General features: G+C 33.1%; 12 protein-coding genes. 3 read left to right on the plus strand and 9 right to left on the minus strand.

All coding sequences use genetic code 11. From position 1 onward, the window contains the following. Positions 1-9: 9 nt before the first annotated feature. The 9 genes from J8281_RS07425 to J8281_RS07465 all read right to left on the minus strand — a co-directional run bounded on the left by J8281_RS07425 (position 10) and on the right by J8281_RS07465 (position 11,595). Entirely contained in the window at positions 10-1,113 is a 1,104-nt protein-coding gene (locus J8281_RS07425) for an EpsG family protein (protein ID WP_210196983.1), read from the minus strand. Between the two features lie 57 nt (positions 1,114-1,170). Beyond that, entirely contained in the window at positions 1,171-2,277 is a 1,107-nt protein-coding gene (locus tag J8281_RS07430; RefSeq protein WP_210196984.1) for a glycosyltransferase family 1 protein, read from the minus strand. A gap of 45 nt (positions 2,278-2,322) precedes the next feature. Beyond that, positions 2,323-3,288, minus strand: coding sequence for a glycosyltransferase (locus tag J8281_RS07435; RefSeq protein WP_210196985.1), 966 nt, complete (start codon positions 3,286-3,288; stop codon positions 2,323-2,325). Positions 3,289-3,294: 6 nt separating this feature from the next. Next, positions 3,295-4,365: a polysaccharide pyruvyl transferase family protein gene (locus J8281_RS07440; protein ID WP_210196986.1), complete on the minus strand. Its 1,071-nt coding sequence runs from the start codon at positions 4,363-4,365 to the stop codon at positions 3,295-3,297. A 90-nt stretch (positions 4,366-4,455) separates the two neighbouring features. Next, on the minus strand, positions 4,456-5,976 hold the full coding sequence (locus tag J8281_RS07445) for a lipopolysaccharide biosynthesis protein (RefSeq protein WP_210196987.1): 1,521 nt from the start codon (positions 5,974-5,976) through the stop codon (positions 4,456-4,458). Positions 5,977-6,018: 42 nt separating this feature from the next. Further along, a complete protein-coding gene (locus J8281_RS07450) occupies positions 6,019-6,786 on the minus strand; it encodes a formyl transferase (protein ID WP_210196988.1) in 768 nt (255 codons plus the stop codon). A 69-nt stretch (positions 6,787-6,855) separates the two neighbouring features. Beyond that, a complete protein-coding gene (locus J8281_RS07455; RefSeq protein ID WP_210196989.1) occupies positions 6,856-8,136 on the minus strand; it encodes a nucleotide sugar dehydrogenase in 1,281 nt (426 codons plus the stop codon). Between the two features lie 92 nt (positions 8,137-8,228). Next, a complete protein-coding gene (locus J8281_RS07460; RefSeq protein WP_210196990.1) occupies positions 8,229-9,224 on the minus strand; it encodes an SDR family oxidoreductase in 996 nt (331 codons plus the stop codon). 364 nt (positions 9,225-9,588) lie between these two features. Further along, positions 9,589-11,595 (minus strand): thiamine pyrophosphate-dependent enzyme, encoded by a 2,007-nt coding sequence (locus J8281_RS07465; protein ID WP_210196991.1) that lies wholly within the window; start codon positions 11,593-11,595, stop codon positions 9,589-9,591. A gap of 311 nt (positions 11,596-11,906) precedes the next feature. Between J8281_RS07465 and J8281_RS07470 the strand changes: the two genes are divergently transcribed. From J8281_RS07470 to J8281_RS07480, 3 genes are read left to right on the plus strand one after another with little or no spacing between them, the layout of a single operon-like run. After that, the gene (locus J8281_RS07470) at positions 11,907-12,857 is read left to right on the plus strand and encodes an isopenicillin N synthase family oxygenase (protein ID WP_210196992.1); all 951 of its coding nucleotides are present in this window, start codon (positions 11,907-11,909) and stop codon (positions 12,855-12,857) included. A gap of 7 nt (positions 12,858-12,864) precedes the next feature. Then, positions 12,865-13,194 carry a translation initiation factor gene (locus J8281_RS07475; protein ID WP_210197110.1) on the plus strand — a complete coding sequence of 110 codons (330 nt, stop codon included), beginning with the start codon at positions 12,865-12,867 and terminating at the stop codon, positions 13,192-13,194. An 18-nt stretch (positions 13,195-13,212) separates the two neighbouring features. Then, positions 13,213-14,151, plus strand: coding sequence for a DUF1835 domain-containing protein (locus J8281_RS07480; protein ID WP_210196993.1), 939 nt, complete (start codon positions 13,213-13,215; stop codon positions 14,149-14,151).

A 14,151-nucleotide genomic window follows, 5' to 3' on the forward strand; every position in this document is an offset into this window, starting at 1 on the left:
CCTAAAATGCTATCTAGCAAGTTCATAATAAAAAAACATAAGATATGTAAATCCGTAATAGCATAATATTACAATGCCCAACTTATAGAATTGCCTGTCCCAGATCGTTTTTTTTAATAAAGGATAAACAACTACTAACGCCATAAAAAACCACGATAAGTAAGCAAATCTGTTTGAAAAATTCGCTCGTATAATCATAATCCAAAAAGCATTTACAGTAATATAGGTATGCAAAATGCGATCGTAGATAATATCTTTATATCCTAGTTTAAATTTATAATAGCAAGCAAGAATTATTGGAGCTGCACTATAAAGTAAAAAATCAAATCGAAACCCTGTAGATTTAAATTTACCATCTGCACTTTTAGCTGTTAAGTAAGACGACAATCTATCATCACCAAATCCAATACTGGCAAAGAGATTCTCCCAAACTTTTCCCATACTAATAGACAGAAAAATTGCTAATATCCAAAAACCAATATACTTTTTAGTGTCTGTTACCAAATAACTTAAGAAAAAAGCCACGATCGGTAACAGCAAACTTGTATGAAATAGATAAGCAAGCCCGAAAAAGACTAGCATTAATACATTATTATTTCTATTAAACGACAGCGCTAAGATAAACAACGAACCCGCCATTCCATTTCGTATTCCGTTAGTACCATAAGCCCAGAATGAAAAGGAACCTACAAGTAGCAAAAAAGCAAAATAATAATATTGCGGAAACCATTTTCTACAGGCTATAAATAGTGGAATGATATAAATACAGGCTGAAACAAAGAAAAATCCCTTTGCATTCATAATCTTAGAACAAAGAAATACATAAGTATAAAAGCCAATATCTTCGTCTATAGATGATAATCCAATACTTTTTACACGTTCAAAAATTCTTAAATATGTCGTCATGTCGATAAAAACTCCGCTTATGGGCCTAAAACCTATATAACATAAAGAAACTACCAACAAAACAAATGCAGCTACATGATTAAAAGAATATACCTTTGTTTCATATCCCTCTAGTACCATTGTATGCAAAAATGTAAAGAGACATAGTAAAAACATCGCATGAAAAAAGAAATCGCTGTATCTATCTATGGGTACAAAGTCAAACATATTTTGAAATGATTTACGTTAACGATTATGACGTAACGCCTACTGCGAAATATAAAACTAATCATAAATACGTTCTAACATTTTTACACTTATTTCTATGTCAAAACCTTTTAGTCTTAGCTTATCGAGTATTTCTTGTGAACTGGGTATTGGGGCAGATTTTATTTTTTTAATTTGATTTAACCATACGTCATATGAGGATTCTAGGCTACAAAAAGTGACCATATTAAGACCAAGATCAACTTCTTTCGAAATACCTTCAGAAATTAATGCAGGAGTTCCTGAAGCCTGGGATTCGACTAATGTAACAGGGAAACCTTCATATAGCGATGGCATTAGAAGTATATCTGTGTTTGCCAAAACCATTTCTATATCGTTACGTACACCAAGAAATGTTATGTTTTTCGATAATTCTTTTTGTTCTACAATTTCTCTTAATTTATTTTCCAAAATCCCTGAGCCCGCAAAAAACAGATGAAAATCAATATCTTTTTGCTTTAAAAAACTACAAAGTTCTATTGAGAACTCATGATTTTTGACCGGCATAAACCTACCTATCTGCGAAAATAGTATAGTATTAGAAGTAATAGTATCGTTTTCGAAAAAATGGTTGACAATTTTATGTTCACTTTTCAGAAATTTCTTAATATCTATAGCATTAGGAATAAATACAGCTTTCCTTTTGGGTTTAAATAAAAAGTTGCCAGCTTGTTCCCCACAAGCAATATAATCTGTTGCTAGCACGTCGATAAGATATTTTGAAAATTTTGTGTAAAGGAAGCTTGAAAAACTTTTTTTACTTAGATAGTTTGTACTATGTGAATGCGCTATTCTTTTTTTTACTCCTGCTAGAAACCCCGCTAATAAATGAAAACCATTACCAAAAAGTTGATGACAATGAACGGCATGAAAACCGCCATCTTTCTTTATGAGCTGATAAATTTTAAAAGTTCTAAAAAAAACAGATTTCGAATGTTTTTTTGGGATTCTATGAATTACTCCACCCATAGATTCTATTTCAGAATCAAATGAACATTCCTTGTCTGTTAAATACACAAACTCAAATTGATATTGAGATCGATCGATAGCGCGATAGAGATTCATGATCATAGTCTCGGCACCTGCCCGATCCATTGTCCCCACAATATGTAAAATTCTTTTCACACGTGTACTTTTTAATTTTATTCAAAACTAGCTTCTATAAGCCCTCTAGAACTTTTTATAAATTTGCCAACTGTACTGAAACGTTTTATAGAACCATTGTAAATTGGATTTCATACAATAAAATTCTAATCTCGAAGCTAAAGGTAGTTTTTTATCTACTTGTAGCTTTTTGACGTCTATATATGATAATTCAGGTAATTTTAATTGAGCTTTTGCGCTCATTTTAACAGTACCTTTAAATGTATTAAGAATTATACCGTTTAACGTATTCTTGAAATTATTATTAATCCCCGGTTGATCTTTAAGGTCTTGTAGTTTGTTGAGTATCTTGAATCGATCTTCGATGTTTTTATCTTTAATATTTGTAGCAATACTACCCTGTCTAATGAGATAATTGTAATATGCCTTAGGTAACGTTAAGCATGTATTTGCTTTAATCAAGGCTCTTGGTGTAAACTCTAAATCCTCATAAAGAATACCTTCATAAAAGGTTAAAGAATTGTCTAATAAAAATTCACGTCTATAGATAAATTTCCAAATAAAAAAAAGATTATTTAGATACGTCTGAAAAAATTCTTCGCCTGTCACCGGTTCTAAAGTTTTTCTTGGAACCACAGCTCTAATGACTTCATTATTTAAAATCACGTTGTGACCCATCCAAAATATATCTACATTACTTTTTGTTACTTTCTGAAGTATTTCTGGTATGCAATTTTCGGCTATCCAATCGTCAGAGTCTATAAACCAAACATAATCTCCGGTAGCATTTTTTAGACCTGTATTTCTAGCTCCGCTTAGCCCTCTATTTTCTTGGCTATAAATTTTAAGAAATGTAAACTCTAATTGTAAGCGTTCACAAATTTCAAGGCTGTTATCTTTTGAGCCATCATTAACAGCGATAACTTCGACAGTATTTGTATCAAAATTTTGATTACAGATGCTCCTAATACATTTCTCTACATATTGCGAAACATTATAAACAGGTATAACTATAGAAAGTATTGGTTTCATTAGAGGTCAGTTAGAAATTATCTCTTTTTTCAGGTCGCTGTAAAAATGAAGTAAATCAACTTTTGAACTTTTATCTGTATCATTTTTTACCTCAAAGATCAGTTTTTCTATTTTTTCTTTATCAAAATTTTCAATTAGGTGGATATTATTGGTTTCTTTAATCCAGGAATATGAAGATTTGATTTTATGATTATTATTTAGAAAAACCAATGCAGGTGTTTTCGTTATATAACAAAAAATCATACCGTGTAATCGATCGGTAATGACTAACCTGGCAGATTTAAAATCATCCCAAATTGCAAATAATGACTGTACTCTAGCTCTCATCGATAAACCAGAGCCCCCGATATGGGTGTCTCTTTCTTTAAAAGAGCCAAAATTTCCTTTTACCATTTCTAGTAATGACTTTTCTTCTGTTGATGATAATTTTTTCTCTTTATCATTTCTTAAACAAATAATTACACCTTCTCTTTTTTTACTATCCTGAGATCTATCTAGAGTCAATACGATATCAGGTACTAGGAATATTTTATTCTTTTTAAAGTGTTTCTTAAAAAAATCGAATGTTTTTTGCTCTCTAGCCAGCAATATTAAATTAGGATGACTTGAATAGACGCGAATAGCTGTTTTTAACTTTTGCTTACCAGACTTTGTATCTGTAAAATCTATGGTCTGAGGAAATGAAATCACCTGATTGTTCTTAAACTCACTAAAAACTAATTGTCGCTGGCATTCAATCTGATGATACAAATCGCCCATATTACCTCCTCCTACGGTGGTTATAATATCAGAAGGAGTTATAATTTTTTGAACTAGTGCAATTCCTGAAAAAGTCCAGCTTAAGGGTATTTCGATTACCGTATAATCAGGAAAGGATTGTTTTAAAAATTTGTGCTGTGCGTAGGTGATAGCTACATCACCGAGGTTTCCGTAATCGGCTGCCAAGAATATAAAAACTTTTTTCTTATCTGTAGAAGTAATCTTAAACGTTTCATTAAGACTTTTAAACGATTTGGTTTTATAATATAGCGTTAACAGCTTTGCTTTAAAACTAAATGGGATGTATTTCTTTATCATATTGGGTCAGATTTAATAAACTGTATTGGTTTTTGAGTTGCCTTAGGTTTAGCGATGTTTGTCTATTTGAAGAATGTACTAACATTATTTTCAAAATAATTTTCTGATTAAAGGAATTCTATTTGTAAAACTTTTTAATATAGATTTCTCATATGACGTCATAAACAAAAGCGTTACTGCAAAATATAGAATACTGTAATAGATTACACTTGATATAAATACATATAAATTTTGTTCGGGTAAAAATACATTTACTGTAAGTGAAATTCCCAAAACTATACCTAATCCAATAAATAATGGAGATATTTCTTTATAGTATCGTCCCATTTCCAGGAATAGATGCTTTGAGTAATATGGAATCATTATGAGTCTTTCTAACAACATAAATGCCACAATGGATGCTATCATTTCTAAAACTCCATAATTCTTGGCCATATATATTCCCAAAATAGTTCCCATTATAGTTAAGGTGAGTAAAAGAATACCTCTGTACGACAATAATTTTTTTGCTTCTAATAAGTTATTCGCGAAACCTTGACTCAAAATGGGAGTTAATCCTATCATAATAAAAATAGTATAATAATAAGCTTCGTTATATTCTTCTCCAACCCAATAGTAAATAAAATCTCTACCTACCAAAATAAATCCGCCGAAAATAAATAGGAGAACAATTAAGATTATTCTTGAGATTTTGATAAACATATTGGTCAACTCTTCTTTAGAAGACTTTTTAACAATCATTTGTATCGCCCTTGGCAGAAAAATATTTGAAATAGCACTAGAAAAAGCACCATAATAATTCCCTAGTGTACTTCCTACGGCATACACGGCAACAATAGCTGTTCCATAATACAATCCCAACACTAACTGACCAAATTGCCATCGTAGTTGATGAACCAATGCAAAAATAAAAATCCAGCTAGAAAATCCTAAAATCGTTTTTAGTAAGGTAACTTCAAACTTGTGTAATCTAATTTTGACTTTTAATTTCTTAAATACTATTAAACCGTTAATTAAAATTATAAGAAGATTCATACAGGTGTCTAAGATGACCAAACTTACAGAATCGCCTTGATAAAGTAATATACCAACCACCAGGATACTCCTAATCAAATATTTTAGAATAGTAACAATCTTTGGGAAAATAAACTCTTCATAACCACTACATATTCCTGTTAATGCCCCACCGGGTAAGCTAATGGCAAGATTAAAAATTAAAATTGCAAACATAATTTCGGCCTTCTGGATCTGTTGGGCAGATAATGTTTGTTCATAAAGACTTGACAAGTTCGAATAAAAAAGGAATCCAACACTCAAAATGAATAAAGAAATAAATCCGTAAATGATATAGCTATGCGCTAAAAAATTTTCTTCTCCTTTTTTATCGTTTTCTGCTCTAAAATTGGCTACAAAACGTATAATAGTATTATTCAAACCAAAATCAAAAACGGTTAAATATCCTACTAAAGCACCTATCATAGTGTATAAACCATATTCGGTTTGTCCTAAAGAACGAATAATAAAAGGTGTTAGTAAGAGTCCAATAACATTGGTAATAAGTATATTAACATATGATAAGGCAGCCCCCCCCTTTAGTTGGTTTATTTTCATCTTAAAACCTCTTAGTCACAATCATAATAGATCGTTAAGTCTTTATTTAACTCCTTTTACTATTAGAGTTTTTAAATAAAACCAAATAGTAGGATGATACCATAATTTACTATCCAAACCGTTGGTGATTGTATTTAGCGAGTCGTTGTGAGCATCATTCAATGCTTTTTTCATCAGTGCTATACCTACGCCTAATTGTAAATAAGTATAGGTAACAAAATTATCTTTCTTTGTAGGATGAATGACTCCTTGGTACAAAATTCCGCCGGTATCAATTCCGGGATCTACTAAATGTACCGAGACTCCACAATGCTCAGGATCATTATTGGCCAAAGCCCAATATCCCCCATGAACCCCTCTGTATCTTGGAGTTATTCCGGTATGTGTATTGATAAAAACCGAATCTACACCGTTAAGAATTTTTTTGGAAATTATTTTTGTACCATTTACTATTATGATATCAGCAGACAACTGTTGCAATGTATGCAAACATTCATCAGAATTTACAGAATTCACTTCAATCATCTTATCCTCTTCAATACTTTTGTAATTTAAGGAATACTTCTGTGAAATATCTTCGATTCGGTTCTTAGACATTGCTTTCCAGTATCTAGGTACTAATACTTGAAAAATAACTTGTCCCAATACCCTAAACCAGCCCAGCCTTTTTATTCGTCTTTTTAAAAAAGCTTTTTTGTTTGAATGTCTATCTATTATTACTTTGGAAATATTATAGTCGTTTTTTAATGCATTATAAATTGCAAAAGATGAATGATCTCCTCCAATAAGCATAATAATATTTTTGGCCATGGTATTGTTAAAAATTATTGTCTAGATGTTTAAATATTGCGTATAATTAAAAGCTTAGAATTACAAAAGCTATAATCTTCCATGAACTCCGTTTTCTACTATTCCTTTAACATCATATAGAATACCATTGGATGACAACAAAGATTCAAGATTTGATTCGAGATACTTTTTGTGAGCTACTGCGAGCACAATTGCGTCAAAAGTTCCATCTGGCAATTCGGTAATTGTTTCTAACCCATATTCATGTTTCACCTCACTTGGATTAGCCCATGGATCATAGATCGTAACGTCGGTGCCAAAATCTTTAAGATGCCTGATGACATCTACTACTTTCGTATTACGCACGTCTGGACAATTCTCTTTAAATGTAATCCCCAGTACTAATACTTTGGCACCTTTGATATGAATATCGTGTTTTACCATTAATTTAATAACCTCTGATGCTACATATTGCCCCATACTATCGTTTAATCGTCTTCCTGCCAAAATAATTTCGGGATGGTATCCAAATTCTTGTGCTCTTTGTGCCAGATAGTAAGGATCTACTCCAATACAATGCCCTCCGACAAGACCTGGCTTAAAAGGTAAAAAGTTCCATTTGGTTCCTGCTGCCTCTAACACATCATTGGTGTTGATATCCATCAAATTGAAGATCTTTGCAAGTTCATTTACAAACGCTATATTGATATCTCTTTGAGAGTTCTCTATAACTTTTGCAGCTTCAGCCACTTTTATGGTAGGAGCCAGATGTGTTCCTGCAGTAATGACAGAATCATAAAGTGCATCTACTTTTTTTCCTATTTCAGGGGTAGAGCCGGCGGTCACTTTTAGTATTTTATCTACCGTATGCTTTTTATCTCCAGGATTAATACGCTCTGGAGAATATCCTGCATAAAAATCTATATTAAAAAGTAAGCCGCTTACTTTTTCAAGAACAGGGATACATTCTTCCTCAGTAACACCAGGATATACTGTAGATTCATAAATAACGATATCTCCTTGTTTTAAAACTTTTCCAACGGTTTCACTAGATTTGTACAAAGGTGTTAAGTCGGGTCTATTATTTTTATCAACAGGTGTTGGTACTGTAATAATGTAATAATTACAATCAGCTATATCGGCCAAATCAGATGAGCAGTACAATCCATTTTCTGAATTGGGTGAGTTTTTCAATACACTTTGTAAAACCTCGTCTTCTACTTCTAATGTTGTATCTGTTCCCGAACGTAGTTCTTTGATTCTTTTTTGATTAATATCAAATCCTACTACTGTATATTTTGTGGCAAATAACCTTGCTAATGGCAGGCCTACATATCCCAAACCAATAACGGCAATTTTACTTTGTTGCATGATGTTTATTTATTTTATTCGATAATCGAAATTTGAATACTAAGCCTACTATTACATTACAATAATATATTCTACACGTTATAGTTGTTACTTTATAGGTTGTTCCAATACCAACGAACAGCTTCTTTTAGTCCTGATTTGATATTATATTCTGGATCATAATCCAGCAATTTCTTAGCTTTATCAACAGATGCCAACGAATGAGGAACGTCGCCTTTTCGCTCGGGACCAAATTTAATATGTACATCAGCAATATCTTTATCATATTCAGATAAATATTCTTTTAGCAACGCGGTTAATTCATTTAGTGTGGTTCTCTCTCCGTATGCAGTATTGTATACTGTGTTTAGAGCTTCCTGGTTGTCTGCTAATATAGCTTTTAAATTCATCTGAATAACATTGTCTATATATGTGAAATCCCTTGAAAATGAGCCATCACCGTTAACAACAGGTGATTCATGTTTCATAAATTGCATGACAAACTTAGGAATAACCGCAGCATATGCTCCATTAGGATCTTGTTTGCGACCAAATACATTAAAATAACGTAAACCTATAGTATCTAAATCATAGGTTTTTTTAAAGTTATCAGCGTATAGTTCATTTACGAATTTGGTTATAGCGTAGGGAGAAAGAGGTTTTCCTATTTTTTCTTCAACTTTAGGTAATGCTTTTGAATCCCCATAGGTCGAAGAGCTAGCGGCATAGATAAATCGTTTTATACCTGCATCTCTAGAAGCAACCAACATATTCAAAAAACCAGTTACATTTACTTCATTACTGGTAATAGGGTCGTTGATTGATCGGGGTACAGAACCTAAAGCAGCTTGATGTAAAACATAATCCACTCCTTTACATGCATCGTGGCAATCGTTTAGACTCCTAATATCTCCTTCAATAAAATTAAAATTAGGGTGATCTATGATTTTGGAAAGATTTTTTTTGTGCCCGGTAGCAAAATTATCAAGAGCAACCACTTTGCTTCCAGCCTCAATAAGTGTTTCACATAAATTGGACCCTATAAAACCGGCAGCTCCCGTGACGAGAATCTTCGAGCTACGAAGCTTCTCTAATTGATTAGTGTTCATAAATTTATTTTAGTTCCCTGTTTTCTGACCTTTCGGTTTAGAATAAATTGCATAGACTGCGCGAAATTAATATTTACTAATAGAACATACAACATTAGTTCAAGAGGATTTTAACCCTATTTGAATTTTATTGAACTATTTTGATTAAAAAGAAAATAATTTAAATATATATTACTGAATAACAGGTTTTTACAAATAATATAATGAATATCCGTAATCAATCATATCGCACTGTCTCCTCGAGCGCAGTTGAGAGGTTAGTAAATCCAACAAGCTTAAAATCAGGTCTCGACTGCGCTAGACCAGACATTAAAGTTAATTTTATGATGTATAGCAGATATTCAAAAACCATATTTACCATCCTTTAATATTGCAATACTTCTAATAAGGTTTTTTCTAGACGACATTTACCTAGATATTGATTTTCAAGATTCGTATCGAAAGGAATTGGTGTTTCGAGGCTAGCCACTCTTTTTACCGGAGCATCCAAAAATTCAAAGCAATTTTCCATTATCAAGGCAGAAATATCTGAAGCTATTCCTCCAAACATAGAATCTTCTTGTACAATTAATGCTTTACCCGTTTTTTGTACTGAAGTATACAAAGTTTGGGTATCCAATGGCTGCAAAGTTCTTAAATCAATAACTTCGGCTGAAATGTCTTGATGATTCTCCAATACCTCTAAAACCCAGTGTACACCAGCCCCGTAGCTAATTATAGTAATATCATTGCCATCTCTAAGCGTAGCTGCTTTACCTAAAGGTAGTGTATAGTATCCATCAGGAACTTCTTGTCGTATACTCCTATATAATGCTTTATGTTCAAAAAACAGCACCGGATTAGGATCTTCAATAGCAGTAAGTAATAACCCCTTGGCATCATAAGGAAATGCCGGGTAGATTACTTTTAACCCGGGAGTTTTGGTAAACCAAGCCTCGTTGGTCTGACTATGAAAAGGTCCCGCACCTACACCTGCTCCGCAAGGCATGCGCACTACAACATTCGCTGGCTGTTTCCACCTATAATTTGACTTTGCCAGTAAATTGACAATAGGATTAAACCCTGAAGATACAAAATCAGCAAATTGCATTTCAACTATAGCCTTATATCCCTGTATCGAGAGTCCGTAAGCTGTGGCGAGAATAGCAGATTCGCAAATAGGCGTATTTCGAACCCGATCTTTACCAAATGTATCTACAAAACCTGTTGTAATTTTAAAAACACCTCCATACTCAGCGATATCTTGTCCCATTAGTATTAAATTATCGAATCTATTCATAGATTCTTCGAGTCCTTCAGAGATGGCATCAATCAATCGCAGTTCTTTACGTTCTTGAACCTGATTAATTTCAGAATATGAATGGCTTGCATACACATCAGCTAATTCTTTAGACTGATCAACATCAATAGTTTTTTCAGTATTAGCGAGCTCCCATTGTTCTTCAATTTCAAGCTTGATAGCGGCTTGTAATGCTACATCTCTTTCTTTTGATAAGATATAGTTTTTCATCAAAAAATTTTGATAGGTATGTATAGGGTCTTTAGTTTCCCAATGTCGTAGCAGATCCTGCGGAACATATTTGGTACCACTCGCCTCCTCATGACCCCGCATCCTAAAGGTTTTAAACTCTATCAGTACGGGTCTTGGGTTTTTTCTAACACTTTGTGCAATAGTGGCAACATTGTGATATACTTCTATGATATTATTTCCATCTATAATATGAGCTTCTATGCCGTAGCCCAATCCTCGATGTGCCAAGTGCTCACAATTATATTGTTCTGTTGTGGGGGTAGAAAGGCCATACCCATTATTTTCAATACAAAAAAGAACAGGTAAACTCCATACAGAAGCGATATTCAAAGCTTCGTGAAAATCTCCTTCACTAGTTCCACCCTCTCCTGTAAATACAGCCGTTATCTTGTTATTCTTTTTTAAAAGATTCGCCAATGCAATGCCACTGGCAATGCCCATTTGAGGACCTAAATGAGAAATCATACCTATAATCTTGTACTCTTGTGTTCCAAAATGAAAAGAACGATCCCTACCATTGGTAAACCCACTTTTTTTTCCTTGCCATTGTGCAAAAAGCCTGTGTAAAGGGATGTTTCTGGTAATAAACACTCCCAGGTTTCGATGCATGGGCAATATATATTCATCTTCTTCTAACACAGCAGTTACTCCCACCGAAATTGCTTCTTGACCAATACCACTAAACCATTTTGATATCTTGCCCTGGCGCAATAGCACCAACATTTTCTCTTCGATCATTCTTGGTTTAAGTATACGCGAATACAATAGAATCAGCTCTTCGTTTGTGTAGTGTTTGCGGTCAAATTGTATGGGTGACTGTTTTTTTGAAATATGCTCCATAAGAGAAGGTTTGTTATAAAACTATCTAGTATATGCGTTTAAAAATAATGCATTCAAAAAATGTATTAACTTATATTCACTTCAAAATCAAGTATCTCTCGATTATATTCTACAGAACAGGCAAAGCTTTTAAGACATACGATAAACAATACTAATTTAAACTTTTTAATTTAAGCGAAAAACACCGTTTTTTTAGCAAATTCAAGAAAGTGTAAACCATTTCACAAAATAAATATCAATTATTTTTAAAAACAACGTGATTTTTTTGAAAAATACGCCTAATTTAGTTTTTCAATTTTAAGATAATCGCAATGAACAATATACCCAGCGTAGACTTATCAGAATTTTTATCTGACGACCCTTCTAAAAAACAAAAGTTTGTAAATGAAATAGGCAAAGCATACGAAGAAATTGGTTTTGTTGCTTTGAAAAATCATTTTTTAAGTGATCAACTCGTTCATGATCTTTACAAAGAAATAAAAGCATTTTTTGATTTACCATTACACGTTAAAGAAAAATATGAAATAGAAGGTCTTGGGGGGCAGCGAGGCTATACTTCTTTCGGAAAAGAACATGCCAAAGGTAAGAAAGAAGGAGACTTAAAAGAATTCTGGCATTTTGGTCAAGAAGCCGACGATGACGCTAATTTAGAAGAAGATTACCCTGAAAATGTTATAGTAAGTGAGCTTGAGCATTTTAACGAAACAGGGATGGAAGCTTACAAAATGCTCGAAAAAACCGGAATTTATGTACTTAGGGCTTTGGCACTTTATATAGGTATAGATGAGCACTACTTTGATCATTGGGCTAGCAACGGAAATAGTATATTAAGACCTATCCATTACCCTCCAATTATGGAAGAACCAAAAGGAGCGGTACGCGCAGGTGCACATGGAGATATCAATTTGATCACTTTACTCATGGGAGCCTCTACAGGAGGTTTGCAAGTACAAAGAAAAGATGGAGAATGGATTGATGCCATACCGCAAGAAGACGAACTTGTCATCAATGTCGGAGATATGTTAGAGCGCCATACCAATAATAAATTAAAATCAACCATTCACAGAGTAACTAACCCTCCTAAAGAACAATGGAACAAGCCTCGATACTCCATTCCGTTCTTTATGCATCCCCGAAGTGATATGAAACTTAATTGTTTAGAAGAATGTATTACACCAGATAACCCTAAGCAATATGAAGATATAACCGCTGGTGAATTTTTGCACCAAAGACTAGTTGAAATTGGTTTAATCAAAAAATAGCAAAGTGATGGATTTACAGGATCAATTAAAAAACCTATTCCCTGATCATTCTTTTGAAGAGTCACAAGATACCCAAAATGATAAAGACAGCATATGGATGCAAGATCACCCTATCATTTGCAAATATGAAAAACGAAAAGGCAAACCAATAACTATATTAGAAGGTTACACCGGGGCAGACAAAGATTTTAAGATGTTAGCAAAAGAACTAAAGACAAAACTAAGTGTAGGTGGTAGTTTTAAAAATGACAGTATTATTATTCAGGGAGATTATAGAGATCAAATCATGGAAATCTTAAAAGAAAAAGGGTTTACTGTAAAACGCGTAGGAGGATAATTAAAAAACAGATTAATTTTGGGGATACATACGTTACATATTACCAACGGGGACAGCCTTACCCAAAGAATCACACAATTACAACTGGTACAAGGAGCTATTGTAACCTGGCGAGAAATGTTTTGTGAAGGTCCTACTGAAATTCATATTGAAACCGCTACTGCAATAGCAAAGAGAAAAGAATTCTTAAAAAAATATTACAGAATCGAACCTAATGACTACGATGAAAAATTCGTTTCACAATTAAAAATACTTAATGATTCAACGAGTTATAACGAAATTGTTTTATGGTTTGAATATGATCTCTTTTGTCATATTAATATGATTGCGGCAATAAGTCTATTATCGCGCAAAGGTATTAGTAATATTCCGGTATACCTTGTTTGTAGTGGTAGAATTGCCCATGAAAAAAAATTATTTGGACTTGGCGAATTGTCAGACAAACAGCTAAAGCAGCATTATCAAGATAAGAAACTACTAACAATCGATGACCTAGAGCTTGCCAAATACATCTGGACATTATATTGTGAATCCAATCCGAAAAAAATTGCTGGCCAAATTAAAAAACATTCATCTTTTGAATATCTTTCTATATGTCTTCGTGCACATTTGCAACGTTTTCCTAATATGTTAACCGGTCTTAATGTCTTAGAACACAATATCCTGGAAATGGTAAATACCTATCAAATTAAAAATATAAAACAATTGATGGGATATGCGCTAGAATATCAGGGATATTATGGATACGGAGATATGCAAATGAAACGGGTATTAGCAAGACTTTTTCAATTTCTAGACCAGACAAAAGATCGACTACAACTATCTGAACGTGGAAAATTGGCACTGCAACAAAAGAAAAACTTCTACAATACTCAAATTTTGGACTGGTATTATGGTGGTGTAAAAAAATATGATTACCTATATAATAATGAATCCCACAGTTTACTAAAACTATAA

The organism is Aquimarina sp. U1-2, from assembly GCF_017897595.1.
Classification (GTDB): Bacteria; Bacteroidota; Bacteroidia; order Flavobacteriales; family Flavobacteriaceae; genus Aquimarina.